Consider the following 25,698-nt stretch of genomic DNA (forward strand, 5'->3'; position numbering starts at 1 on the left):
CGAATCCCGAATTTCCCGAAGGTGAGTGTCGTGTCGAGAGTGAACACCGTCCTGGGGCCGATCCCGCCCGAAGCGCTGGGGATCGTGGCCGTACACGAGCACATCGGATACGGCATGCCCGGTTCCGAACTGGACACCAAGTGGTGGAAGACGCCCGAACAGCGCTACGCGGAGACCGTGCCGAAACTGCGCGCGTTCCACGAGTACGGCGGCGGAACCTTCGTCGATGTCACCGGCATCTGCAACGGCCGCGACGTGGACTACTACAAATCGCTGTCCGCGAAGACCGGCGTGCACATCGTGGCCTGCACCGGCTTCGTCGGCGGTGACACCGCCCTGCCGTACTTCGCCGAGGCGAGCGTGGAATATCTGGCCGAGCACTTCGTGCACGAGATCACCGTCGGCATCGGCGATACCGGCAGCCGCGCCGGAGTGATCAAGGTCGGGGTGAGTCGCGGCGGCCGGATGACCGAGTTGGACAAGCGCATCTACCGCGCGGCTGCCCGTGCCGCGTTGAGCACCGGCGTGCCGATCCTGACCCATCTGGCCATCGACGCGGAGAATGCCATCGCGATCTTCCACGAGGAGGGGCTGCCGTTGGGGCGTGTGCTGTTCGGGCACGCCGACGACGGCGTCAACGCGGAGCAGACCCGCGACACCTGGATCGCCGAACAGGGCGGCCGGGTCGGCTTCGACACCTTCGGCTACGAGACCGAACTCGAGGATCCGCCGTTCTGGGCCCGCCCCCGCAAGGAACGTCTGGATCATTTCCTGCGCTTCATCGGGCAGCACCTGGACAAGGCACTCGCCTCGGCCGACGCCAATTGCAGTCCGCTCGGTTGGCCCGGGGTCAAGGGGCACACCGTGAACTACCTCTTCGAGGACCTCATCCCGGACCTGCGCGCGGCCGGTGTGGACCAATCCACCATCACCACGCTGTTCGTCGACAATCCCGCGGACTTCCTGACCATCCGGAACTGAATCGGAAAGAACAAGCCCCATGAAGACTTCAGAGCTGAAGGATCTCACCATCGCGATCGTCGGCGGCGGTTACGCCGGTGCGGCGGCCGCCAAGGCGCTCACCCTGCTCGGCGCCGATGTGCACGTCTACGAGCAGGCCACCCGGATCCGGGAGGTCGGCGCGGGGATCGGCCTGCGCCCGCCGACGCTGAACCTGTTCCGCGAATGGGGCATCTTCGAGGCGATGGCCGCGGTGAGCTCACCCAGCGACTACTTCGAAATCCTCAGCGGCACCGGCGAATCCATCATGCAGGAGGAATGGCCCGGCATTCACGACTACGCCGAGGAGACCAGGACCCGGCTGATCCACCGGGGCGATTTCATCGAGACGTTCCTGAACGTCCTGCCCGCGGACCGGGTGCATCTGGGCTACCGGATGGAGACGATCACCGACGAGGGCAGCCGGGCGCGCGTGGGTTTCGCCAATGGCGAGCAGGTGAGCGCCGATCTGGTGATCGGCGCGGACGGTATCCGCTCGGCGGTGCGCAAACAGCTGTTCAGCGATGCCGAACCGGTGTTCTCCGGCGAACACGCCTACCGCATCGTGATTTCCGCCGACGACGCGTACGGCCTGGTCGTGGACGACAACCTGCGGATGTACCTCGACGACAAGGGCACCAAGATCTATCTGCTGCCGCTGCGTCATCGCAATCAACTCTCCTACGACATCACCTGTCTGTCCGAGGACGATTCGTGGGCGCCGCGGATCACCCGGGAGTTCCTCGACGGGCTGATGGACGGTTTCGACGAGCGCTTGGGCAGGATCACGCACGAACTGGACCTGGATGCCCTGACCTGTCGCGCGGTGTTCGACATCGATCCGGTCGACGCCTGGCATTCGGATTCGGTCACGCTGCTCGGCGACGCCGCGCACGCGATGCTGCATCATCAGGGGCAGGGCGCGAACCAGGCCATCCAGGACGCCGGTGGTCTGACCGACGCACTGCGACAAGCGGATTCGGTCGCCGGTGCGCTGGAATTGTTCCAGGACAAGCGAAAACCGGTCACCGACGAATTGCAGCGCATCTCCCGGCAGTCGTGGGACGCGAGCAAGGTCGAGGACGTCTTCCCGGGGCAGAAGCCCGCGGTGCAGGAGGTGCGGTCGTGACGCTGCATCCCGAGATCGCGAAGGCGCTCGCGACCATGCCCGCCCCGCCCGAGGGCCCGCTCGACCCGGTCGCCATGCGCGCGGGCGAGGAAGCCGAGGTTCCGCCCCTGGCCGAACGCCTGCCACTGCACGAGGTCCGGGACCTGACCGCGGGCACCCGCGCGGGCGATGTTCCGGTGCGCATCTACACACCCGTCGAGGCCGAAACATACGGGCTGCTGGTGTATTTCCACGGCGGCGCGTTCTTCCTGGGCAGCCTCGAAACGCACGATCACGTGGCGCGGTCGCTGGCGGCCGCGACAGGTCTGCGGGTCGTGTCCGTCGGGTATCGGCGAGCACCCGAGGCCGCCTTCCCCGCCGGACTCGCGGACTGCCACGCGGTGGTGCGCTGGGCCGCGGACAACGCGGAAAGCCTTGCCTGGGACGGCAATACCCTCGCGATCGCGGGTGACAGCTCCGGCGGCACCTTCACCGCCGCGGTCGCCGCGATGGCGCACGACGACGGCTTCGACCGCATCACCCACCAGATCCTGTACTACCCGTCCCTGGACCTGGATTTCGACGTCGACCGCTACGCTTCGCTGCGCGAGAACGCCGAAGGCTACGGACTCGGCACTGCCGTGCTGAAACCGTTCAACGCCTTCTACTTCGACAGCGGGGCGGATCCGGCCGATCCGCTCGTCTCACCGATCAAGCGCGCCGATCTGACCGGCTTGCCGCCCGCACTGATCGTCACCGCCGAACACGACCCGATGCGCGACGAGGGCGAACTCTACGGCCGCAGGCTGCGTGAGGCCGGAGTGGATGCCGTGGTCGACCGGTACGCGGGTGCGAATCACGGTTTCGTGCAGCACTTCTCGTGGATTCCCGAGTACCAGCGGGTCTTCGCCGAGACCGCCGAATTCGTGCGGCGGCACTGAGCCACGAGGAGAAGGACGACCATGACGCATGAGGTGCGGATCCACCCGCTGTTCTCACCTTGGGGCCGGTTCGGGCTCTACAGCTTCTTCATCGATGGTCCGGAACCGGCCATCGTCGACACCGGCATCGCGTCCTCACCCGCCGAGGGGATGGCTTCGGCGCTGGCGAAGCTGGGGCGCAGGATCGAGGACGTTCGCTGGATCCTGTTGACCCACGGGCATATCGACCACATCGGCGGGGCCCACGAACTGTGGGAACGCACCGACCGCCGCGCCGAGGTGGTGATCCACGAAGCCGATGCGCCGATGCTGCGCTCGCGCCGCGCGCACGTGGAGAACTACCTGAGCGTGCGGCAGCAGTATCTGAACGATCCCGCGGGTGAGGCGTCGCAGACCGCGGCGGCCGAGGCGGTCATCTCCGGGGAGATGGAACCGACGATGCTGGTGCGCGGCGGTGAAACCCTTTCTCTCGGTGGCGATGTCACCGTCTCGGTGCATTCGGTGCCCGGCCACACCGCCGGATCGGTCGCCTACGCGGTGAACGGCCGCGAGGCGGTCTTCGTCGGTGACGCGGTGCAGATCCACGGCGCCGCGAACGGATTCCCCGGCTTCGAGGATCCGGATGCCTACCGGGCCAGCGTGCGGTATCTGCGCGACGAGATCCGGCCCCGGCGACTGTATCTCGGACATCCGTTCCGGCATGCGGACGGCGTGGCCTACGAGGTGGAACTCGACGCCGAACAGGCCCGCGAGGCATTGCAGGAGAGCCTGGACATCGAAGGCCGGGTCGACACCGCGGCGCACGGATGCCTGTGCGCGGGAGTGTATTCGACCGATTCGGTGTATTCGCCGTTCGCGCCCGTCGCTGACGAACTCGGTTATCGCGGGGATCCGACCCTCGAACCGTCCCCGTTCTTCACCACGATGCACGGCTACCGCACGCGGTTCGACCGGACCTCCTGACCGACCGGGCACCGCTACCAACCGGACGTTGCTACGACCGGAAGTTCTACAGGACAAGGAGTTTCGCACTCATGGCCGATTTCGCCACAGTGGATGCGGGCGGGCGCCGGATCGCCGTGCGCACCGATCTCGAAGTGCCGATGCGCGATGGGGTCACCCTCGTCGCCGACACGTACAGCGATGTCGCGGACATCCCGCGGCCCGCGCTGGTCGCGTTGAGCCCGTACGGAAAAGAGTTGCAGGCGTTGGCGTTGACCATGCCGCCGCAGCGCAGGCCCAGCCCCATGTGGGACGGATGTATCGAGGCCGGTGACATCGCACGCGTCGTCGAGGAGGGCTACGTGCACGTCATCGGGGACCTGCGTGGCTCGGGCGGCTCGGGCGGCGAGATGATCGGCAACTACAACGCCGGTGGCGTCCCGCTGGGACAGGACGCCTACGACTTCATCGAGTGGGTCGCCGAACAGCCCTGGTGCAACGGCAAAGTCGGCATGATCGGCATCTCCTACTTCGGGTCCATGCAGGTGCTCGCCGCCGCCGAACGCCCGCCGCATCTCGCGGCCATCTTCGTCAGCGGCGGTCACTACGACTTCTACGAGACCACCTACCACGGCGGCATCATGTGGTTCATGCCGCGCGCGGCGCGCGAGGGGCGTGGCGGCGACTCCGGCATCGCGCATACGAATGTGAAATCCCGTATGCAGCAGGTTCATTCGCCCGAGGAGCTGCGAAAGCTGGTCGACGAGCGGCTGCGGGATCCGGACGTGGCCGCATGGCCGAATCTCGTGCACGTGCTGAGATACCCGAAGAACCGCGAGTTCTGGTTCGACATCGTGATGAACAATCTCGACGGGGACTGGTACTGCGAACGCAATCCGGTCACGCTCGCGCCGAACATCGATATCCCGGTCTATCTGCAGATCGACCAGGGACGCGGCTGGACGCTGGACGGCACCCTCGAGGTGTTCGACGCGCTGCGCGGGCCCAGGAAACTGGATATCGGCCCGTACCCGCCGATGCAGTCGCGCCCCTTCGTGGAGGAGCACGACAAGATGTTCCGCTGGTACGAGTACTGGCTCAAGGGCATCGACAACGGGATCATGGACGAACCGGCGGTGTCGGTCTTCGTCGAGGGCACGCGCGAACGAGTGACCGCAGACCAGTGGCCGCCACGGGGCGTGGCGTACCGCCCGCTGTATCTGCGTCCGCGGCACAAACTTTCGCCCGATCCCGAGCCGATGGGTGCGCAGTACGCCGCGCCCGACGGCTTCTATCAGGCGCCGCTCACGGTCACCGACGAGGTGACGATCCTGAGTTGGAGTACCGCGCCGTTCGAGGAGCCCACCGAACTGATCGGCACCGGCGCGGCGCACCTGTTCGCCGAAATCGACCAGGACGATACGAATTTCATTCTGCGCCTGTGGGATGCCGCGCCGGACGGCGGCCGTCAGCTGATCACCACCGGCTATCTGAAGGCCTCGCATCGCGAACTCGACGATCGCACCACCGAGGGCAACCCGTATCACCCACACACGCGCAGCGTGCCGGTCCAGCCGGGCGTGATCGAGGAATACGTGCTCCGGCTGTACCCCTTCGCGGCGACGTTCCGGCCCGGTCACCGGTTGGTGGCGGAATTGTCCAACGACGAGCCGCTGGCCGACGACCACAACGCGCTGCTGCCGCCGGACGCGTTCCACCTGCCCGTCGGACGTGCGGTCACGCACAAGATCTACCGTGACGCCGCACATCCGTCGCGGCTGGTGCTGCCGTTCACCACTCGAACCGCCGGCGAATGACCGGATCCGCTGGCGCGACGTTCAGGAGTGTGTGCCGGTGAAATAGTCGCCGTGTTCGAGGTCCTCCAGCAGACCGGGGTGGGTGGGTTCCCAGTCGAGCAGCTTGCGGGTGTATTCGCTGGAGACGGGTGCGTCGGCGGCGTAGACCGAGGCCATGAAGGGGTTCTCGAAGTGCGGGACGGCCTCCTCGGGTGTCAGGGATCGAGTCGGGATGCCGAGCGCGTCGGCGATCGTCTCGGCGATGTCCCGGAACACGATCGCCTCCTGTCCGGTCCCGTGCAGTACGGCTCCCGCCGGGGCATGCTCGACCGCGAGGCGGTAGAGCACGGCGGCGTCGAGTCGGTGCACCGCGGGCCAGCGATTGCTTCCGTCGCCGATGTACGCCGAGACGCCCGTCTTCCGTGCGGCGGCGATGAGCATGGGAATGAAGCCGTAGTCGTTGGGGCCGTGCACGGTCGGGGCGAGGCGCAGCACGCTCGCGCGCACCCCGCGTTCGGCGAATTCGAGACAGGCGTCCTCGCCGCGGATGCGGAATCCCGCGGTCGAATCACGGTCGGGGGCATCGGTTTCCGTGGTCACCCGCCCGCGCGGCAGGACCAGGGTGCCCGATGTGGAGATCAGCGGTTTGCCGGAACCCTCCAGTGGCTCACCGAGCGCTCGGATCGCCGCGCAGTCGCGGCGCATCATGGCGTCGGTATCGGAGAAGTCGCCGCCGAAGGCCATGTGCACGACGGCGTCGGCCTGGGCGGCACCGGTCCGTAGGCTGTCGAGATCGTCGAGCGAGCCGGGGTGCGCCGTGGCTCCCAGACCTTCGAGCCGCTGTGCGGAGGCGTCCGATCGTGCCAGGCCGGTGACGGTGTGACCGGCGGCGATGAGTTCGGAGACGATGGCGGGGCCGGTGAGTCCGGAACCGCCGGTGACGAAGATGCGCATGAATCCTCCCGATGAGCTGCGCGACTGGTAGCGTCAGTCACTGACGCTACCATGTTGCGTCAGTGACTGACACTTGTAGACTGCCGCTGTGCCACGCAGCGGAGAACAAGCGCGCAGTCGCCTGCAGGAGGCGGCGATCGTCCTGTACGGCCGCAACGGCTACGACGCGACTACCACGGCCGAGATCGCCGCCGCGGCGGGCGTCACCGAACGCACTTTCTTCCGTCACTTCGCGGACAAGCGCGAGGTGCTGTTCGGCGGCGAGAGCGTCATGCGCGAGTCGCTCACCGCCGCGATCGCCGAGGTGTCCGGAACCCCTGCGTCACTGGCGATTCTGCGCGCGGCGTTCCGGACCGTGGTGCCCTATCTGGAGAGCCACCGCCCGCTGTCCGAACCGCGGTCGCGCATCATCGCCGAGACACCGGCACTGCGCGAACGGGAGCTCGCCAAGGCCGCGAACATGGTCGAGGTGGTGGCCGATGCGTTGACCGCGCGCGGCATTCCGGCGCGCCGGGCGCGGCTGACCGCGGAGGTCGGCATGGCGACGATCGGGGAGGCGATTCGCCTGTGGCGCAACGATTCCGCTGGTGATCTCGACGAGTACATCACCCGATCGTTCGACGACCTGAAGGCGCTGTGCACGGAGCCGGACGCGTTCGGCGAGGCGCTATAGCGGCATCAGGTGGTGCTTGCGGGGTCCGTGCCGAAGTGTCTTGTCGCGCAGTAGATTCAGGGCCTTGCGGAGCTCGAGCCGGGTGTGCGCGGGTTCGATGACCGCGTCGATGTAACCGCGTTCGGCGGCGGTCCACGGCGTGGCGATGGTGTCGTTGTAGAAATCGACCATCTGCTGACGCAGAATCGGGCGCTGTTCGTCCGAGGCGGCCTCGAGCCGGCGGCGCTGGATCAGCCCGACCGCGGCCTCGGCGCCCATGACCGCGATGCGTGCGGTGGGCCAGGCGAAATTCAGGTCGCCGCCGAGCTGTTTGGAGCCCATCACCGCGTAGCCGCCCCCGTACGCCTTGCGCACGACGACGGTGACGATCGGCACCGTGGCCTCCACGACCGCGTAGAAGAATCGACCGCCGCGCTTGATGACGCCGATCTTCTCCTCCTCCACGCCGGGCAGGACGCCGGGGGTGTCGACGACGAAGACCAGCGGCAGCCCGAACGCATCGCACAGCCGGATGAAATGCGCCGCCTTGTCCGAACAACGCGCGTCGATCGCACCGCTGGACACCAGCGGCTGATTCGCCACCACGCCGACGCTGCGGCCGTCCACCCGGGCGAATCCGGTGATCATGTTGCGGGCCGCGGTATCGCCGACCTCCAGGAAGTCCCCGTCGTCGAAGATCCGCAGCAGGATGTCGTACATGTCGTAGCCGCTGCGATCCGAGTCGGGGATGATCACGTTCAATTCCCGGTCGCTGTCGGTGATCTCGGGTTCCAGACCGGCATTGACCACCGGCGCGGTATCGAAACAGGTCGCGGGCATGAAGCTCAGATACCTTCGCGCCCAGTCGAATGCGGCCTGCTCATCGGCCGCGACGTGGTGGATGTTGCCGTTGTGGGCCTGATTGAACGCGCCGCCGAGTTCCTCGAGAGTGACCTCCTCGCCGGTGGTCTCGCGGATGATGTCCGGACCGGTGACGAACATGTAGGCGGCCTCGGTCGCGATCAGCACATCGGTGTTGATCGGCGAATAGACCGCGCCCGCAGCGCATTTGCCCAGCATCAGGGAGATCTGCGGCACCACCCCGGACAGGCGCTGCTGGCGTCGGCCCATGGCCGCGTACCAGGCAAGCGAGGTCACCGCATCCTGCACGCGCGCGCCGCCGGAGTCGTTGATGGCGATGAACGGGCAGCCCACATCGGCCGCGGAATCCATTGCCAGCGCGACCTTCCGGCCGAACATCTCACCCACCGAACCGCCGTAGACGGTCTGATCGTGCGAGATGATCACCACCGGCCGCCCGTGGATGCGGGCGCGTCCGGTGACCACGCCGTCGCCGTACAGCGCGTCGGCGGAGCCGGGTTGGCGCATCAGTGCGCCGAATTCCAGGAAGCTGCCCGGATCCACCAGCATGTCGATCCGCTGGCGGGGGCTGGGAATTCCCTTCGCCGCGCGCTTGGTGAGTCCCGCCGCTCCGGCCGGTTCCCTGGCGTCCGCAAGGTTCCGGTGCAGTTGCTCGAGTTTGGCGGCGGTTGTCTCCACAGATTCCTCCCAACCTGGAACCGACCGATTGCCGGTTTGTGACTGGCTCGACCCTAGCTGGAATAGACGAGTTCATTGCTCTGTGCACTGCAATAGACTCATCGACGTGTCGTCCATGGCAATGCATTCCGGTCCACCCAGCTATCAGGCGCGAACAGGGCGGTCGGTCGAGGAACGAACGCGGGCGATGATCGTCGCAGCGGCCGAGCAGGTGATGCTCGCGCGGATCGCCGTACCCGGTTCGGGCGCTTCGATCGAACGCCTGAGCACCGCCGGCGTCTGCGCCGAGGCGCGCGGATACCTCCGGCGCGACGGCAGCGAGGGGCCGATTCCCAAGGCCACCATGTGGAAACACTTCAAGACCGTCGAAGCGCTCGCCGCCGCGGTCGTGGAGAACATCACCGCCGAGAATCGTCCGGTGCCCGAGCCGATCGCGGAATTGGCCGCTCGCGGTGGACGTTCCGAGGACACCGCCCGGGGCAGTGTCGATGCCGAACGGCTGGAGGCGCGTTTCTCCGCACGCCACTTCGATATCGGTGGTCTGCGTGAGCGGTTCGCGGAGGCGGCGGCGCGTGAGGATCGGCCCGACATGGTGTTCTGGTCCGCCGAACTCGCCGAACGGTATCTGCAACGTCATCGCCGCGGTGATCGGCATCCCGCGACCACCGCCAGTGAATGGGCTCGCCGCGGCATGAGCCTGGTCGATCCGCGCTCGCGCCTGGACTGCATGATGGGCATCCGCTGCACTCGCGCGGCCGCCGAGGCCGAGGCCGTGTTGTCCCGGAGCGCGGAGTACGAGCCCACCGGGTTGAGCCGGGTTCGGTCGATCAAGGAGACCGAGGCGGCGTTCGCCGATGCGCTGGGCTGGGTGCTGCATCGCGAGCTCGCCCGATTCCACGCCGACCATGCCCGCGCGCTGTGTGAGGAGGATGCCGAGCGGGAGATGCGATCGTTGCGCGCCATCGCCGACGCGCTCGGCGCGATGTGCGCCGCCGACGCGGACGTGTCCGGAGAACCGGGAGACACCCTGCGCGCCGGTGAACTCGCCTATATCATCGCCGGGCTGTGCCGGGTGGAGACGGCCTATGCCACGCACCCGACGCATCGGGGGACGTACGCGGCGATCTTCGCGGATCGGATGACCGAGATGAGAACCGAGCTGCTCGCCTGTTTCGCGGTGACCGCCAGGGAGCGTCATCGACACGAGGACAACATCCGGGCGCTGCTGCGCCTGGACGCCTTCGCCCGTCGGCTCGACGGCATCGATCCGGCGGCCGAACCGGGCGAGATCGCCACCGCTGTGGAGGATTACGAGCACGCGTCGATCGATCTGCTGCGCACCACCGAATACGGCACGATCCGCGACATCCTGGTGGCGCGCTACCTCACCGCGAAGGCCCGCTCGCTGACCCATCGCGATGCCGAATCCCGGCGTTCACCCGACCACACCCCGGACCGGCCGGCGGGTTCGCTGGTGCATCCGCAGCCCGCCGTACTGATCCAGGGCGCGATCCAGTTCTACAATCACGCGGCCACGGCGGGCAGCTCCCGTGGATCCACCGGCGTCCTGCGCGCACTCGCGGCCGCGGGCAGCGCCGAGCTGAGACGGGCGAATCCGGTGCGGCGCAAGGCGGATGGTGAGTGCGCACCGGCCGACAGCGAGATCGACACCATCGCCCAGACGATCAACGATCTGGTCCTGATCACCGTCAGCCGCCGAAACCGCTTCACCGACAACGAGATCGAACACCTCCTGGCGATGGTCGACCCGATGTACTACTACATCACCTCCGGCCGAAACTGACCACCGGGCGTTTGCGGCGGAACTCCATCCACGGGCCCGGCGGGATCGCGATCAGCGCGCCCACCGTCAGGCCCGCGGCGGACAGCTCCGACACCTCGGCGGGCCCGGCGCGCAGGACGCGCACCGCGATCAGCGGCAATGCGCCGAAGCCGAGCCCGGATCCGTAGGCGCTGACCGCGCAGGCCGTCCACAACCAGGCGGATCGCCGTCCCAGCGACCTGTCACCCGAGCCACGCACCGGCGCATCACCCCATTCCGACAACCTCACGTTGACCAGCGGAATGAAACCAGTTCCTGCACAAGGGAATCAAACAACCACACGGTCGGCGTGCCACGGCCATCGGTTGTGTGGGTCAGAACCGTCCGACGGCGACGAAGACGGCGATCGCCAGATAGATCACGTTCACCGGGACGACCTTGGCCTCGCCCTCACGCAGATGGGCGACGATCGCGCCGATCATCAGCGCCACCCAGCACACCGCGGTCACCGGCACCATCACCGGTGCGATATCGAGTGCGGCGGGCAGGATCAATCCGGCCGCGGCGAGGATCTCCAGGATCCCGAGCGTTTTGACGAAGCCGTTCGTGGCGTGTGTGGTCCAGCCCGCGCCCGGCGCGGCAGCCAGCTTCTCCCGCGGCATGAAAGTCTTGGTGATACCGCCGAGCAGTGCGACGACGGCCAGTACTCCGGCGGCGATCCACAGTGCGAGGTTCATGATGTGCTCCCTGTCGAATGTCGGCGGCTCGAACCGGAGCCGCGATCAGCCATGGGACGCCGCTGGGGCGAGCGGCGTGACAGATCGGCCCGGGTGATCACCGTCACTCCCGGTGGTTGTCACAGACTGTGCGGGGCCGGCGTCTCGTGCACGACACGATGCGACTCGAGCAGACTGGAGGTCCGATGGTCGGCGACGATCCGCAACCGTTCGCAGGGATGGGGGATGGAGGTTCCGCAATTCGCTGCGATGTCACAGACTGTGCGAGATCGGAGTTCGGCGGACCGCACGATTCGGGTCGATCTGATAGGAGGCGTCGATGAACGGCACTGGTTCGCACGACAGTGGCTCTGGGACAGGACAGGTCGATCCCGCGACCGAAGCCTTTCTCGCCCATCGCAATCTGCTGTTCACCGTCGCCTACGAGATGCTCGGCTCGGCGGCGGACGCGGAGGACGTTCTGCAGGAGACGTGGCTGCGGTGGGTCGGCGTCGAGTTGGCGGAGGTGCGCGATCAGCGGGCCTATCTGGTGCGGATCGCGACGCGGCAGGCGCTGACCCGGTTGCGCACGATGGGCCGCCGCCGCGAGTCCTATGTCGGGTCCTGGTTGCCCGAACCGCTGCTGACCTCGCCCGATGTCGCCGCCGACGTGGAATTCGCGGAGAGCGTCTCGATGGCGATGCTGCTCGTGCTGGAGACGCTCGCGCCGACCGAGCGGGCGGTGTTCGTACTGCGCGAGGTGTTCGATCTGGCCTACGACGAGATCGCCGAGGCCGTCGACAAGACCCCGGCCGCGGTGCGGCAGATCGCGCACCGGGCCCGCGCGCACGTCGCGGCGCGGCGGCCGCGCGAGATGGTCTCCCCGGCGCAGACGCGGGTCGCGATCGAGGCGTTCGAGCGGGCGGTCCGGACCGGTGACATGCAGGGGTTGCTGGATATTCTCGCGCCCGATGTCGTGCTGGTCGGTGACGGCGGCGGCATCCGCCAGGCGGTACCGCGCCCCATCACGGGGGCCTGGAAGGTGGCGCGTCTGCTGGCCTCACGGCACGGCAGGTTCGGCGGGCTGATCGCGGCCGGATTGCGGCACGAGCCGGTCGAGGTGAACGGTTATCCGGCGCTGATCCTCGAGTTCGACGACGAGATCGACACGGTCCTGGCGGTGCGCGTCGACGACGGCCTGATCACCGGGCTCTACGCGGTGCGCAACCCCGAGAAGCTGGCGCGGATGGAGCGGGAGACCGGCCTGAGCCGCTGACCGCTGTGCAACATTGCAATATAATTTGTGGTCTTGTACGGTCGCCTGGTGAAAAGCGCCACGGCAGAGTCGCCGTCCACGCAGCTCTGGTTCGACGTCCGCGATCCGGCGACCGGTGTGGTCGTCGAGCGGTATCCGCTGCACACCGAAGCCGATGTCGACGCCGCGGTGGCTCGCGCCCGCGACGCGGGAACCTGGTGGGCGGCACTGGGATTCGCCGAACGCGCGCGCCGGCTGGATCGCTGGCGCGCCGAACTGACCCGCGGCCGGGACGATCTCGCCCGGATCATGCGGCAGGAGATGGGCAAACCGCTGTCCGACGCGAAACTCGAGATCGCCATGGCGTTGGAACATCTGAAGTGGGCGGCCCGCAATGCCGAGCGGGTGCTCGGCCCGAGGTCGGTGAACGCGAGTCTGCTGACGATCAATCAGTCCTGTCGCGTGGAGTACCGGCCGTTCGGGGTCGTCGGGGTGATCGGGCCGTGGAACTACCCGGTGTTCACCCCGCTCGGCTCGATCTCCTTCGCGCTCGCGGCGGGAAATGCGGTGGTGTTCAAGCCGAGTGAGTACACCCCGGGCGTCGGTGCCTGGCTGGTAGCGGCATTCGCGCGCGTCGTACCGGAAAGCCCTGTTGTGCAGGTGATCACCGGCGAGGGTGCGACCGGGGCGGCGCTGTGCCGCAGTGGTGTCGACAAGATCGGCTTCACCGGTTCGACCGCGACCGGCAAGCGCGTGATGGCCGCCTGCGCCGAAACTCTCACGCCGGTGCTGATGGAATGCGGCGGTAAGGATGCGCTGATCGTCGACGCGGACGCCGATCTGGCCGCCGCGGCCGATGCGGCCCTGTGGGGCGGGATGTCCAATGCCGGGCAGACCTGCCTGGGCGTCGAGCGGGTCTACGTGCACACCGAGGTGTACGACGAATTCCTCGACAGGCTGGTCGATCTCGCGCGTGGCGTGCACGCCGGGGGCGATGGGGCGAAGATCGGTCCGATCACCATGCCCAAGCAGCTCGGGGTGATCCGTCGGCACATCGAGGATGCGGTCGTGCGTGGCGCGCGGGTGCTGCTGGGCGGCCCGGACGCGATCGAGGGCCAGTTCGTGCAGCCGACGATCCTGGCCGATGTCCCGGAGGACGCCGCGGCCGTGGTCGAGGAGACCTTCGGTCCCACGCTGACCGTGGCGCGCGTGGCCGATATGGACGAGGCCGTCGAGCGGGTCAACGCCAGCAGCTACGGCCTCGGCGCGACCGTCTTCGCGCGCCGCCACGGCCGGGCGATCGCCGATCGCATCGAGTCCGGCGGCGTCTCGATCAACGCGTTCGTCGCGCACGCCACCATCCCGACCCTTCCGCTGGGCGGCGTGCGCGCGTCGGGCTTCGGCCGGGTGCACGGTCCGGACGGCCTGCGCGAATTCGCGTACGCGAAATCCACTACGCGACAGCTGTTCCCGTCGCCGCTGGCGCTGACGACCTTCAGCCGCGGCGCACGTGTCGACGCCGTCGTGGATCGGCTCGTCTCGGTCCTGCACGGGCGAGTCGGGTGATCGCGCTGGGCAAGCCGCTCGCCGCCGAGGAGATCAGCGATGAACCCACCAGCGAGATCGGGTAATTGCGATGACCAGGCCAATCGGCGAACGTGGCTCGGTACGTGCACGGGTGGTGCGGCGGGGGTGCGCGTTGACCGTGCGCCCGCTGGCCGCGCTCGCGCCGGTCGACGCCCGCACACTGCTGCTGGCGCGTCCGGTGATCGATCGGATGTTGCGCACGGCCGCACCTGTTCTGCGCGGCACCCGGATCGAGCAGGTGCAGGGTGCCTCGGTGAACGGCGAACGCGTGCACGGTGAGTGGGTGCGCGGACCACGGGTGACGCGCATCGATCACGTCGTGTTGTACATCCACGGCGGCGGCTTCGTCGCGGGCTCCGCGGCCGCCTATCGCGGCGTGGCCTCGCGGCTGTCCACCGCGACGCGGATGTCGGTCTTCTGCGTCGACTACCGGCTGGCCCCGGAACATCCCTTTCCCGCAGCGGCACAGGACGTTTCGGCGGCCTATCGCCGACTCCTCGCGCAGGCCGGGTCCGCGGATCGGGTGATCGTCGCCGGTGATTCGGCGGGCGGGTTCCTCGCCGCACAACTGGCCATCGACCTCGCCCGCGCCGGCCAGGCTCCGCCCGCGGCGCTGGTGTTGTTCTCCCCGATGACCGATCTGAGCCTGAAACTCGCGGCCCGCCACCCCGGCGCCCGCCGCGAGGGCCTGCTCTCGATTCCGGTGTCCCGCAAGGCGATAGCCCAGTTCACCAGCGCCCCGCTGGACCTGCGTCCCGAACCCGGAATGCAGCTGCCTCCAGCCCTGATTCACACCAGTGACGCCGAATTCTTCGGTGCGGATGCCACCACCCTCGCGCAACGCTGGACCGCGACCGGCGCGCCGTGCGACCTACAGATCTGGCCGGATCAGATGCACGTCTTCCAGACCCTCCCGCTCCTGATCCCGGAATCCCGCCTGGCCTACCGGGCCGCCGCCCGGTTCATCCGATCCCATCTGCCGCCGACCGCCCTCGCGGTCTGATCGCGGAGTCGCAATTTCGCTGCCCCGGTGGAGAACCCGATCGGGAGCCGATCCGCACCAGTCGTAACGGACCAGTGCCGTAACGGTTTTCGCCGGGAGGGCGGCGGCGCCCGTCGGTCACTTGGTGCAGTGAGTCAATACGCCGTTGATCGCGTCGTGCTCCGCCTTATCGATGGTCAGGTGGTACTTGGTCTTGGTCGCCACCCACTTGATGGTGTACGCGCAGCTGTCCTTCTCCGGGAGCCAGCGGGCCGGATCCTGGTCGCCCTTCTGGCGGTTGGAGCGGGCCGACACGACCTGGAGCTGGTCCAGGTCGTTGGCGAACGTCTTGCGCTGATCCTTGGTCCAGTTGCGGGTGCCGGAGCGGGCGGCCTCGGCCAGGGGGACGACGTGGTCCAGGTCGGTCTGACCGGCGTCGTGGATGACCACGCCGTCGTAGGCCGAGACCCAGGTGCCCGATACGGCACGGCATTGGGTATCGGTCTTGACGTCGGTTCCCTGCCGCTGCAGGGCGATCTCCCGGGTGTCGCAGCTCTTGCCCTGACCGATCCAGTGCGGCCAGTCGTCGCGGTTGTAGGTGTTCCCGGTGTCCTCGGGCGCGACGGTCAACTTGGCCAGCTGTGTCAGTGCCGTGGACGCCTGGCCGGTGGTCGAACTGGAACTGGAGGTACTTCCCTTACTGATCCACCACGAGACCGCGGCAACCACCAGGACCAGTACCGATACCGCGATTTTTACCCAGCCCGAGGATCGGACCGTCTTCGAACCCGCCACTACGCCACTCACAACTTCCGAAATACGAACCAGCAAAACGTGAATCCATAATGACGGATCGGGGCGAGTTATGGGGGAGCAACACCAGGGGACTTGCTCACAGCAGGGGGCAGAATCCGCAGGGGCAGGGGAAGATTCACGCGCGGATCACGCCCTGACCAGCGATTATCCTGCGGCACACCGCTATTGGGCCGGAACGCGAATCAGTATCTCTCCGTGCACGATCGAGATCCAGCCGTCCTCGGCCTCGGCCCACTCCCGCCATGCGCCACTGATGCGCCGCAAATCCTCGGCGCTCGCCGATCCGGAGTCGACGAGCTGCCGCGCCAGCGCCGACTCGACGACCCGCCCGGCCCACATACCACCCCACTCGCGCCGATCCTCGAGCGTCGCATAGCACCAGGTGGACGAGGTGGCGGTGATATCGGTGGCGCCCGCGGCCCGCGCCCAGGACAGCATCCGGCGGCCCGCATCGGGCTCACCGCCGTTCGCCCGCGCCGCCGTGCGGTACAGCCGCAACCACTCGTCGAGTTCGGGGAGTGCGGGCCACCAGACGAATCCGGCGTAGTCGGCGTCCCGGGCGGCCACCAGCCCACCCGGACGGGTCACCCGCATCATCTCGCGCAGTGCCGCAACCGGATCCGCCACGTGCTGCAGCACCTGATGTGCGTGCACGACGTCGAACGACCCGTCCGGGAAGGTCAGCCCGTGCACGTCCTGCACACTGAATTCGATATCGGTCACACCGCGTTCGGCGGCCAGTTCCCGAGACAGCGACAGCTCGGCCTCGCCGATCTCGGTGGCCGTCACCCGGCCCACGCGCGTGGCCAGATCGACCGTGATGGTGCCCGGCCCGGCGCCGATGTCCAACAGCGAGGCATCCGGATCCAGATGCGGCAGCAGATAGGCGGCGGAATTTTCCGCGGTGCGTGTCCGGTGCGAGCGCAGCACCGTCTCGTGATGACCGTGGGTGTACTTGCTCACGGGAATCTCCTTCCGGTGAAACGGCGTCGCGCCCACCGAAACTCGTTCGATGGGCGCGACGCCGAGCGTACCGGACGCGACTATCGGCACGTCCGGGGAGCGGATCTCAGTTCGACAGCCGGACCTCGATCGCCTCGATGATGCGCGGACGCAGCTCCTCGGTGCGCACGATCGAATCGACCGAACCCACCTCGACCGCACGCTGAATGCTGTGCACGCGATCGAATTCCGCGGCGACCTCACCGAGCTTCTCGGCCCGGACCGAGGTCCGGGTCTCGTCGAGTTCGGCGGCCAGTGCGGCGCGGTCCGCGCCGGTGGCACTGCTCGCGTTCGCCTCCAGCTCCCGCACTCGCGGATCGGTCGCGGTCCGGGTGTCGACCTCACCGGAGAACACCACGGCCGCGGCCGGTGCACCGCCGAGCACCGAGGCGAACGAGCCCTCCAGTGCCAGCACGGTCATATTCGGGTTGAGCGCCTTGGAGAACACCACGAACGCGCCGCCGTGATACCGCGAGATCACGGTGAACACGATGGGCCCGTCGAAGTTCACGATCGCGCGGCCGATCTCGGCGCCGTACTCGAGCTGCAGCTTGCGCATCGACTCGGGCGATCCGTCGAAGCCGGACAGGTTCGCCAGCACGACCAGCGGCCGGTTACCGCTGGCCGCGTTGATCGCCCGCGCGGCCTTCTTCGACGACTGCGGGAACAGCGTGCCCGCGGTGTAGGTGTCCGGGCCGTCGGTCGGGGTGAAGCCGCGCCGCGGCACGCCGCGCGACTCGATACCCAACAGGCACACCGGAATTCCGCCGAGGTGCGCATCCTGCACGACGGCGGTCTCGGCGTCGGCCATTCCCGCCCAGCGCTCGAGCACCGGGTGGTCCTGGTCGGACAGCGCCCGCATGACGGTCCGAATGTCGAAGGGCTTCTTGCGATCCGGGTTGCTCGCGGCGGAGAAGATCTCGCCGACGGTGCTGAAATCGCTGTCCGCCAGCACGTGCGGGTATCCGGAGACGTCGCGGTCGACCGGGTCGCTGGTCTCCGCCCGCCGCGGCGCCTTCTCGCCGGGCGCGATGTAGGTGTGATCGTAGTGCGACATCAGAATGCTGCGCGCCGCAGTCAGATTCGGCGCCCAGTACTGCGCCTGGCCGTTGGGGCCCATCACCCGGTCGTAACCGCCGATGCCGAAGTTGTCCTCGGCCGAGACGCCGCCGGAGAAGTCCAGCGCCTGCTTACCGGTGAGCACCATGGTGGATTCCGGTGTCATGACCAGGATGCCGCGGGTGTGCATCAACATGGTGGCCTCGGCGTTCCAGTACGGCTGGGCGCCGACGTTGATACCGGTGACCACGAGGTTGATCTCGCCGCCATCCTGGGTGAACTCGACGATCCGCTTGAGCGCCGCGGCCACCCAGTCCATGTTCTCGGTACCGGACTTCATCGAGATCCGCGCACCGGAGGACAGCGTGTACCACTCCAGCGGCACCTGCAGTTGCTCGGCCAGATCCAGGGCCGCGATGACCCGGCGGCACTCCGGTTCCGACAGTGCGCCCAGGGATTTCGTCGGATCGCCGAGCAGCACGACGCGGGTCAGACCCTGCGGATGCCGCTCGGTCGTGGTGCTGACCACACCCGCGACGATGGCCGCGGAGTTGTGCCCGCGCGGCCGATCGACCTGCACCAGCGCGTGGTTGCCGTCGAGGTCGTACTCGGTGAAATCGCCCAGCAGACTGGTCAATTCGTACGGGTAGACGGTGTTGCGGCTGCTCGCCCGCAGCACCTTCTGCCGGTACTCGTCGAGCGGTTCGACGGCCTCGTCGGTCCGCTCGCCGACGATCGTCTCGGTGCCGCCGGTGGGGTTGAAGCAGATCCGGATGGCGACCTTGGTCAGCTCACCGGTCTCCTGATCCCGCTCGCGGGCGATGATCAGGATCTCCTCCAGCCCGGCGCCCACCGTGGTCGGCTCGACGCGCTCGACGATGGTCGCGAACTCCGCGGCGGTCAGATCGATCGGCGGCCAGATGTACATCACGATGCGGTTGGTGTTGAACCGCTTGGCCGAACGTCGCCGGGACTGCGCGCGACGGATCGAGTCGAGGCAGGTGGCGATGGTGGCCTCGGCGGTCGGCAGCGCGAGCAGCCGGCCGTCGTGTTCGCGCAGCGGGGTCAGGTCGCGGACCTGGGCGAAGGCGACCAGCCGCTCGTCGGCCGGATTGTCCTTCGCGACACCGCGGAACAGGTACACCTCGTCGTCGTCCGAGGACGGCAACCGGGTCAGGTCGAACTTGCGCAGCCGCTTCATCTGCATCCGCTCCGCGATGTACGGGTGCAGACCGCGGATCAGCCGCTCCTCGGCCATACCGGTCGAGGTGGGGCGGAAGGTGAAGTGGTGGTGCATGACCGCGCCGCCGCTACCGGCGACGGTGGTGGTGATCCGGTGCACCTGGTTCGGCAGCGGGTGCGCGGCCAGAACCTCCTGCAGCGCCGAGGCCATCTCGTCGAAGTCCTCGGGCTGATGCTCCCAGCCGAGGTAGATGTCGGCCTCGATGGACATCGTGCCCACCGCCATTTCGCTCAGGCCGCGCAGCGCGGTGTCGAGCGCGTCGAAGCTCACCGCGGCCGAAACCAGGCTGGTGCCACGACGTTCGGCGATCACGAAGGAGCAGTCGCCGACCTGCTGGGTGCGCACATCGCTCAGACCCTTGTTGCCGTAGTACCGGCGGGTCAGCACCTCGAGCATGACCGAGTTGTCCAGGCTGCCGCGCACCAGGCGCTGGCCCAGCAGCCGCACCAGCGGCTCGGTGCTGCGTACCGTCTCGGCGATGCGCTCGGCGCGATCCGGCGAATCCGGCTGAGCGTCCAAGTGGCGCAGGTGCTTACGGACGTTGGTGTAGACGCGCGCACGGTTGCGCCGCAGCAGCGGCTGGCCGTACCAGGCGTACACCAGACCGCGGGCGAGGTCGGCGATCACCGGGAAGCGCACCTGCGTCGCGGTGACCAGACGCTCGAGCGCCAGACCGACCGGCTCACGCAGCACGCGGTCCGGCACCGGCTCGCGCAGCCACTCACGCAACAGCGTGGTGACGGCGGTGACGGTGTCCGAGGGCCGCTGCTGGGCCAGGAAGATCCGGAACACCGCGCCCTCGAGATCGGGGGTGCGGTCGAGCTCGGTGATCCCGTAGTGCGCCAGGGCGCGGGACAACCTCGTCCGGTACGCCTCGGGCAGTCCGGCGCGCTCGACGTCCAGGCTCTGCAGGTAGGTGTGGAAGTACTCGCGGGCGCTGTGCACGTGCCCGTGCTCGCCCTCGTCGTCCCACGACCGGTTGTGGCTCAGTTCGGTGAGGTCCGCGAACATCTGCACGAGTTCGACTTCCTCGGCCAGCGGACGATGGTTGTTCGCGATCGAGGCCCGGCGCGCGGCCAGGTAGTCCTCGACGACGCGGCTCTCGTCGTGCGGGTCGACGTCGAAGCCCAGCAGCAGACTGCGCAGATCCTGCAGGCCGCGGGCCAGGCGCTCGTCCGGCCGGACCGAATCGGATTCGCTGGGCAGATCCAGCTCCACCGCGCTGTTGGTGGTCTCCTCGGCGGCCTCGCCGTCCTCGGCGAGCGGCTCGAGCCGCAGCAGCGGCGCGCCGGTCTCGACCTGGCTGCCGACCGAGACGCCGCACTCCTTGACCCGGGCGCGGAACGGCGCGCGCAGCACCGTCTCCATCTTCATGCTCTCCAGCACGAGCACCGGGGCGCCCGCCTCGACCTCGTCGCCGATCGACAGCGGCATCGCGACGACCAGAGCGGGTGCGGGGGAGCGGACGACGCCACCCTCGTCGCGGCTGATCCGGTGGGTGACGCCCTCGACGTCGATCAGGCTGGTCGGCCCGTGGGTGCCGGTGATCAGGCGGTAGCGGGTGCCGTTGACCACGATGTGTCCGGTGTGGCTGTCGAAACGCTCGAGATCGACTGCGGCGGTACGGATCTCGTCACCGGCTTCGATGCCGATCCGGAACCGGTGCGCACCGATGCGGGCCACCCGCACGCGGTAGGTGACGCCGCGCAGCTTCAGATCCAGCGGACGACCGCTCTCGTGCTGCACCTGCGGACGCCCACCCGAGGCGGTGGACAGCAGCCGGTGCTGCTCGACGCGCTCCTCCTCCTCGTAGGCGTCGATGGCGGCGGCGGCCAGCGCGATGGCGGAGTGCCGGTGCGAGACCAGCCGTCCCTCGCCGCGCACGCGGTCGATCCAGCCGGTGTCGGCGCTGGCGTCGATCACCTCGGGCTGATTCAGCAGATCGAGGACGAAACTCTTGTTGGTCGCGCCGCCCTCGATGACCACGCGCGTCTGACCCACCGCGCGCCGCAACCGGCCCAGGGCCTCGTCGCGGTTGCGGCCGTAGGCGATGATCTTGGCGATCATGGAGTCGAAGGCGGCCGGAATCGTGTCGCCCTCGCTGACGCCGGTGTCGACCCGGATGCCCGGACCCGCGGGCAGGTCCAGCCGCGCGATGCGGCCCGGGGCGGGTGCGAAGTCGCGGTCGGGATCCTCGGCGTTGAGCCGGGCCTCGATGGCGTGTCCGCGCTCGGCCGGGGGCTCACCCTCGAGCTTGCCGCCGGAGGCGACCAGCAGCTGCGCGCGCACCAGGTCGAATCCGGTGGTGGATTCGGTGATCGGGTGCTCGACCTGCAGGCGGGTGTTGACCTCGAGGAAGGCGAACAGCTTCTCGCCGGGGTGGTAGAGGAATTCGACCGTCGCCGCGCCGCGGTAGCCGACGATGACCGCGAGCCGCTCGGCCGAGGCCTTGAGCTCGGCGGCCTGTTCGGTGCTCAGGACCGGCGAGGACGATTCCTCGATGATCTTCTGGTTGCGACGCTGCACCGAGCAGTCGCGCACGCCCAGCGCCCACGCGGTGCCCTGACCGTCCGCGATCACCTGGACCTCGACGTGCCGGGCGCCGGTGACCAGGCGCTCCAGGAAGACCACGCCGCTGCCGAAGGCCCGCGCGGCCTCCTGGCTGGTGCGCTCGTAGGCGTCGACCAGATCGGCCTCGTTGGTGATGACGCGGATACCGCGCCCACCGCCGCCCGCGGTCGCCTTGAGCATCAGCGGGTAGCCGATCTCGCCGGCCGCGGCCACGGCGGCGTCGACGGATTCGACCGCTCCGCGGCTCCACGGCGCGACCGGCACGCCGACCTCCTCGGCGATCAGCTTCGCGCCGATCTTGTCGCCGAGTTTGCGCATGGCCTCCGCGTTGGGGCCGATGAAGGTGATGCCGATCTGGTCGCACAGTTCCGCGAAGGCAGGGTCTTCGGCGACGAAACCCCAACCGACCCAGGCGGAATCGGCCTTGGTCGCGATCAGGGCGCGTTCGAGCGCCTTCAGATCCAGATACGGGCGCGCGGAGGCTGGGCCCAGGTCGTAGGCGATATCGGCCTCGCGCACGAATGTCGCGTTCCGGTCGACGTCGGTATACAACGCAACGGTTTCGATCGCCTGCCCCGTTTCCGCGGCCAGATCTCGAGCGGCGTGGATGAGGCGCATGGCGGCCTCGCCCCGGTTCACGATGGCGATGCGGCTGAACACTCGCCAACTCCTTTCCATTTCACGGCACTGACCCGATCGGGTGAGGGTTTGCGACTGTTGGTTGTGCGTAGTGTGCACCCTGTAGGTGGATATGTGCACGGCGTATGAGTGTTACTGGCCCGTATCCTCGGACAATGCCCCGTCAAGGGCATGGGAAGGGGTGCGATAGCTGGTCTGCGCCGCGATCGCGGTGCCCATCCAGCGCCGTAGGTAGCGCCGTAGTTCCTCGTCGCCGCGCGGCGGATTGCCCGGCGCCAGGAAGAACGACTGCATGGTCCGCAGGACGTATTCGACGAGTTCGGCCAGGGCGTCGTCGTCGTAACCGTGCTGCTCCCAGTCGACGTCGAAACGCCGGATCATGGTCACGCCGAATGCCTGCGCCTCCTCGGAGGTGAGGTTCTCGGGCTGCAGATTCGAGTACGTGCTCGACAACAGGATGCCCAGATGCGGTGTGGAGCGCACCTCGGACAGGGTGAAGACCACCCCTTCGGTCAGTGCCTCGACCGGGTCGTCGATACCGCTGACCTGCTCGGCCAGCCGATCGAGGAAGCCGTCCACCGAGGCGTACGCCGCGGCCCGCATCAACGCGTCCGAACTCGGGAAATAGCGGTACACCGTCTGCCGGGTGACCTCGAGCGTCTCGGCGACCTCGGCGATGTTGACCTCCGAGCCGGTGCGCCCGATCAACTCCACGGCCGCGCCGACGATCCGCCGGGAGGCCTCCTCGTCACTGCTCGGTGGGCTCCCGCCCCACCCGCGTCGTCGTGCCACTGACCTGCTTTCTCGGCTCGAACCGGCGTCGCGGGGGATCCCCCGATCGAATCGGCCCTCGACGCTACCAGGGAGCGCACCCGAAACCGGTGATGACGTTCTGCGCGAATCCAATCATACAAACATACGCGGCTATGTATGATCGTCTCGTCTAGCGGCCTGCGCGGGCAACGATGCCCGGATGAACGATGGAGGTAGAGCAGGTGACCGACCTACATGTCCGGAAGATGCGATTCGCATTCGCGGACTACGACGTGCCGTTCCTGTGGAACGAGAAGAATCCGGCCTTCTCGTCGATGGCGAACGCCGTGTCCTTCCTGGCGATCGGCTTCGAGAAGATGATCGTGAACATGATTCGCGAGGCGATGCCGCGGATCAGCGATCCGGAGGTGGCCGAGGAGGCCGACGCGTTCGTGCGCCAGGAGGGGCAGCATTCGACCGCGCACCGCCAGCACGTCAACGGACTGATCCGCCGGTATCCGCGGTTGCGCGAGACACTGGACGAGGTGATCGGCGAATTCGACCTGCTCACCACGAAAACCTCGCTGGACTACCGCCTAGCCTACACCGCGGACCTGGAGGCCACCTTCACTCCGGTGTTCAAGTTGATGCTGGACAACGACGCGAACCTGTTCGCGCCCGGCGACGACCGGGTGGCCTCGCTGTTCATCTGGCATTTCGTGGAGGAGGTCGAGCACCGCAGCTCCGCGCTGATCATCTTCGACGCGATCGTGGGCAGCGACGTCTACCGGATGCGGATGGCTCCCTCGATCTTCCGGCACGTGATGAAGGTGATCCGGATCGCCTGCAAGGGTTTCAATGCCCATGTGCCGCTGGAGGATCGGCAGGTGGACGCGTTGTCGATGTTCGCCATGCACCGGCACCGCCGCCGGTTGGGCCGGTGGATTCCGTCGCTGCGGGTCCCGGACAAGGGGACGATGCCGCGCGCGTTCACCGAACTGCCGTTGCGGGAACAACTGGTCGCGTTGAGCGGCATCGTGCGCAGTCAGATGCCTAGGCACAATCCGGCACACGAGAATCTGCCCGAACTCGCGGATCTGTGGTTCCGGCGTTTCGACGAGGGTTATGACGTAACCCTTTGGTACACGGCCGAATTGACCTCGTCGAAGTAAGGGGAATCATGTCCGATCACTGTTCGCCGACATTCGCTCGGCTGGCGACCGAGATGGGCTTCTCCTGCCGGACCGAGGGCGGGCTCATCGCCTTCCGCAATCCGTTCGCACTGGAGAACTGGACCCTGCCGGTACTCGAGGTCGTCATCATCCTGGGCGCGGTGCTGACCCTGGTGCACGCCATCCGGCGGCTGCGCCGCGACGGCGACCCCACCAATCTGGTGCTCTGGTTCGGCGCGACGGCCTACCTGTTCATCATCGAACCGCCGCTGTACTTTCCGGCCGCCTTCGGCATCAGCGGACATGTGGACACGATGTTCGCGCACAACGTGTTCACGGTCGACTTCCTGTGGGGGCGGCTGCCGCTGTACATCGTCGCGATCTATCCGTTCATGGCGACCATCGCCTTCGAAATCGTCCGCATGCTCGGCGTTTTCCGGCGATACGGGGTGCTGGTCGGCGCGATCTGCGTCGGGTTCGTGCACCATGCGTTCTACGAGATCTTCGATCACATCGGGCCGCAACTGAAGTGGTGGGAGTGGTCCACCGGGAATTCGCTCAATCAGCCCATGTTCGATTCGGTGCCGTTGTCCAGTGTGGTGGTCTTCGCCGCGCTGTGGCCGATGTCGCTGGCCTTCTTCGTGCAGCTGTTCGTCGGGCGGCATGTCGACTCCGGGCGCGAGTTCAGTGGCCTGCAACTGGTTTGGCGCACGATCGTGATCGGGATTCTGGGTTCGGCGGGCACCGGAGTGCTCCCGATTCCCGCCACGGTGCTCGGCGCGAACAACATCACCGTGCGCGGGTGGCTCTATGCCGCCGAACTTGTCGTGTTGAGCGTCATCGCGATTCCGGTCCTGGTGCGTCAATGGGTGCGGCTGCGGCAAGGTGAGGTTCCCGCATACTCGGACAACGTCGTTCGCATCTGCAGCGGGGTCTATCTGGCCGCCATGGCGGTGCTGTGGCTCACCGCGCTGCCTGATTTCCTGCACGCGTCGAACGGCTGGGCGCGCAACGCCGGTCCGGTGGGCAATATCTGGTACACCATCGCCTGTTTCGTCGTCGCGATCCTGTGCAGCGCGGCGGTTTTCGCCGGGCCGCGGTCGCGGAGTGCGGTGAGCGCGGGGGTGTCGCCGGAGGTGGCTCCGGCCGCCGGGTAAAACAGAGGTTC

The 25,698-nt window shown here is 67.8% G+C and carries 20 protein-coding genes; 12 read left to right on the plus strand and 8 right to left on the minus strand.

Annotated elements, in window-relative coordinates; genetic code table 11:
- The first annotated feature begins 30 nt into the window (after positions 1-30).
- The 5 genes from K7711_RS35930 to K7711_RS35950 all read left to right on the plus strand — a co-directional run bounded on the left by K7711_RS35930 (position 31) and on the right by K7711_RS35950 (position 5,807).
- A complete protein-coding gene (locus K7711_RS35930; RefSeq protein ID WP_222975343.1) occupies positions 31-981 on the plus strand; it encodes a phosphotriesterase family protein in 951 nt (316 codons plus the stop codon).
- Positions 982-1,000: 19 nt separating this feature from the next.
- On the plus strand, positions 1,001-2,128 hold the full coding sequence (locus tag K7711_RS35935) for an FAD-dependent oxidoreductase (RefSeq protein WP_222975345.1): 1,128 nt from the start codon (positions 1,001-1,003) through the stop codon (positions 2,126-2,128).
- The gene (locus tag K7711_RS35940; RefSeq protein WP_222975347.1) at positions 2,125-3,048 is read left to right on the plus strand and encodes an alpha/beta hydrolase; all 924 of its coding nucleotides are present in this window, start codon (positions 2,125-2,127) and stop codon (positions 3,046-3,048) included. The genes K7711_RS35935 and K7711_RS35940 overlap by 4 nt, the downstream gene beginning before the upstream one ends.
- A gap of 21 nt (positions 3,049-3,069) precedes the next feature.
- Entirely contained in the window at positions 3,070-4,011 is a 942-nt protein-coding gene (locus tag K7711_RS35945) for an MBL fold metallo-hydrolase (RefSeq protein WP_222975349.1), read from the plus strand.
- A gap of 71 nt (positions 4,012-4,082) precedes the next feature.
- Positions 4,083-5,807, plus strand: coding sequence for a CocE/NonD family hydrolase (locus K7711_RS35950; protein ID WP_222975352.1), 1,725 nt, complete (start codon positions 4,083-4,085; stop codon positions 5,805-5,807).
- Between the two features lie 21 nt (positions 5,808-5,828).
- Here the strand turns inward: K7711_RS35950 and K7711_RS35955 are convergent, their stop codons facing one another.
- A complete protein-coding gene (locus tag K7711_RS35955; protein ID WP_222975354.1) occupies positions 5,829-6,740 on the minus strand; it encodes an SDR family oxidoreductase in 912 nt (303 codons plus the stop codon).
- Between the two features lie 88 nt (positions 6,741-6,828).
- Between K7711_RS35955 and K7711_RS35960 the strand changes: the two genes are divergently transcribed.
- Positions 6,829-7,413: a TetR/AcrR family transcriptional regulator gene (locus tag K7711_RS35960; protein WP_222975356.1), complete on the plus strand. Its 585-nt coding sequence runs from the start codon at positions 6,829-6,831 to the stop codon at positions 7,411-7,413.
- On the opposite strand, the gene K7711_RS35965 is transcribed toward K7711_RS35960, so the two are convergent.
- Complete coding sequence (locus K7711_RS35965; RefSeq protein ID WP_222975357.1) at positions 7,408-8,952, minus strand: acyl-CoA carboxylase subunit beta; 1,545 nt, start codon at positions 8,950-8,952, stop codon at positions 7,408-7,410. The two genes, K7711_RS35960 and K7711_RS35965, sit on opposite strands and share 6 nt — an antisense overlap.
- A 187-nt stretch (positions 8,953-9,139) precedes the next feature.
- Between K7711_RS35965 and K7711_RS35970 the strand changes: the two genes are divergently transcribed.
- Positions 9,140-10,756: a hypothetical protein gene (locus K7711_RS35970; protein WP_222975359.1), complete on the plus strand. Its 1,617-nt coding sequence runs from the start codon at positions 9,140-9,142 to the stop codon at positions 10,754-10,756.
- On the opposite strand, the gene K7711_RS35975 is transcribed toward K7711_RS35970, so the two are convergent.
- Complete coding sequence (locus K7711_RS35975; RefSeq protein ID WP_222975361.1) at positions 10,737-11,024, minus strand: hypothetical protein; 288 nt, start codon at positions 11,022-11,024, stop codon at positions 10,737-10,739. The genes K7711_RS35970 and K7711_RS35975 overlap by 20 nt on opposite strands.
- Positions 11,025-11,109: 85 nt before the next feature.
- On the minus strand, positions 11,110-11,472 hold the full coding sequence (locus K7711_RS35980) for a DoxX family protein (protein WP_040824495.1): 363 nt from the start codon (positions 11,470-11,472) through the stop codon (positions 11,110-11,112).
- A 319-nt stretch (positions 11,473-11,791) separates the two neighbouring features.
- Between K7711_RS35980 and K7711_RS35985 the strand changes: the two genes are divergently transcribed.
- From K7711_RS35985 to K7711_RS35995, 3 genes are all read left to right on the plus strand, one after another.
- Positions 11,792-12,727, plus strand: a complete 936-nt coding sequence (locus K7711_RS35985) for an RNA polymerase sigma-70 factor (RefSeq protein WP_222975363.1) — start codon at positions 11,792-11,794, stop codon at positions 12,725-12,727.
- Positions 12,728-12,775: 48 nt separating this feature from the next.
- The gene (locus K7711_RS35990; RefSeq protein ID WP_222975365.1) at positions 12,776-14,272 is read left to right on the plus strand and encodes an aldehyde dehydrogenase family protein; all 1,497 of its coding nucleotides are present in this window, start codon (positions 12,776-12,778) and stop codon (positions 14,270-14,272) included.
- Between the two features lie 70 nt (positions 14,273-14,342).
- Positions 14,343-15,296: an alpha/beta hydrolase gene (locus K7711_RS35995; RefSeq protein ID WP_222975367.1), complete on the plus strand. Its 954-nt coding sequence runs from the start codon at positions 14,343-14,345 to the stop codon at positions 15,294-15,296.
- A gap of 117 nt (positions 15,297-15,413) precedes the next feature.
- Here K7711_RS35995 and K7711_RS36000 read toward each other — a convergent pair whose 3' ends face one another.
- The 4 genes from K7711_RS36000 to K7711_RS36015 all read right to left on the minus strand — a co-directional run bounded on the left by K7711_RS36000 (position 15,414) and on the right by K7711_RS36015 (position 23,397).
- Complete coding sequence (locus K7711_RS36000; protein ID WP_222975369.1) at positions 15,414-16,082, minus strand: HNH endonuclease family protein; 669 nt, start codon at positions 16,080-16,082, stop codon at positions 15,414-15,416.
- 171 nt (positions 16,083-16,253) lie between these two features.
- Positions 16,254-17,054, minus strand: coding sequence for a class I SAM-dependent methyltransferase (locus tag K7711_RS36005; RefSeq protein ID WP_308015106.1), 801 nt, complete (start codon positions 17,052-17,054; stop codon positions 16,254-16,256).
- A gap of 106 nt (positions 17,055-17,160) precedes the next feature.
- Positions 17,161-22,626 carry an ATP-binding protein gene (locus K7711_RS36010; RefSeq protein ID WP_308015107.1) on the minus strand — a complete coding sequence of 1,822 codons (5,466 nt, stop codon included), beginning with the start codon at positions 22,624-22,626 and terminating at the stop codon, positions 17,161-17,163.
- A gap of 111 nt (positions 22,627-22,737) precedes the next feature.
- Positions 22,738-23,397 (minus strand): TetR/AcrR family transcriptional regulator, encoded by a 660-nt coding sequence (locus tag K7711_RS36015; protein ID WP_222975373.1) that lies wholly within the window; start codon positions 23,395-23,397, stop codon positions 22,738-22,740.
- 203 nt (positions 23,398-23,600) lie between these two features.
- Between K7711_RS36015 and K7711_RS36020 the strand changes: the two genes are divergently transcribed.
- Both K7711_RS36020 and K7711_RS36025 read left to right on the plus strand, forming a co-directional pair.
- Positions 23,601-24,530, plus strand: coding sequence for a metal-dependent hydrolase (locus K7711_RS36020; protein WP_222975375.1), 930 nt, complete (start codon positions 23,601-23,603; stop codon positions 24,528-24,530).
- A gap of 8 nt (positions 24,531-24,538) precedes the next feature.
- Complete coding sequence (locus tag K7711_RS36025) at positions 24,539-25,687, plus strand: DUF7802 domain-containing protein (RefSeq protein ID WP_222975377.1); 1,149 nt, start codon at positions 24,539-24,541, stop codon at positions 25,685-25,687.
- Positions 25,688-25,698 lie beyond the last annotated feature (11 nt).

Origin of the sequence: Nocardia coffeae, from assembly GCF_019890715.1 — a bacterium.
In the GTDB taxonomy this organism is placed as follows: domain Bacteria; phylum Actinomycetota; class Actinomycetes; order Mycobacteriales; family Mycobacteriaceae; genus Nocardia; species Nocardia jiangxiensis.

What these genes read in the sequence shown, in the direction of transcription:
- K7711_RS36025 (WP_222975377.1), top strand. Translation starts at nt 24,539, where the DNA reads ATGTCCGATCACTGTTCGCCGACATTCGCTCGGCTGGCGACCGAGATG.
- K7711_RS35945 (WP_222975349.1), top strand. Translation starts at nt 3,070, where the DNA reads ATGACGCATGAGGTGCGGATCCACCCGCTGTTCTCACCTTGGGGCCGG.
- K7711_RS35985 (WP_222975363.1), top strand. Translation starts at nt 11,792, where the DNA reads ATGAACGGCACTGGTTCGCACGACAGTGGCTCTGGGACAGGACAGGTC.
- K7711_RS35995 (WP_222975367.1), top strand. Translation starts at nt 14,343, where the DNA reads ATGACCAGGCCAATCGGCGAACGTGGCTCGGTACGTGCACGGGTGGTG.
- K7711_RS35955 (WP_222975354.1), bottom strand. Translation starts at nt 6,740, where the DNA reads ATGCGCATCTTCGTCACCGGCGGTTCCGGACTCACCGGCCCCGCCATC.
- K7711_RS35950 (WP_222975352.1), top strand. Translation starts at nt 4,083, where the DNA reads ATGGCCGATTTCGCCACAGTGGATGCGGGCGGGCGCCGGATCGCCGTG.
- K7711_RS35935 (WP_222975345.1), top strand. Translation starts at nt 1,001, where the DNA reads ATGAAGACTTCAGAGCTGAAGGATCTCACCATCGCGATCGTCGGCGGC.
- K7711_RS35980 (WP_040824495.1), bottom strand. Translation starts at nt 11,472, where the DNA reads ATGAACCTCGCACTGTGGATCGCCGCCGGAGTACTGGCCGTCGTCGCA.
- K7711_RS35970 (WP_222975359.1), top strand. Translation starts at nt 9,140, where the DNA reads ATGATCGTCGCAGCGGCCGAGCAGGTGATGCTCGCGCGGATCGCCGTA.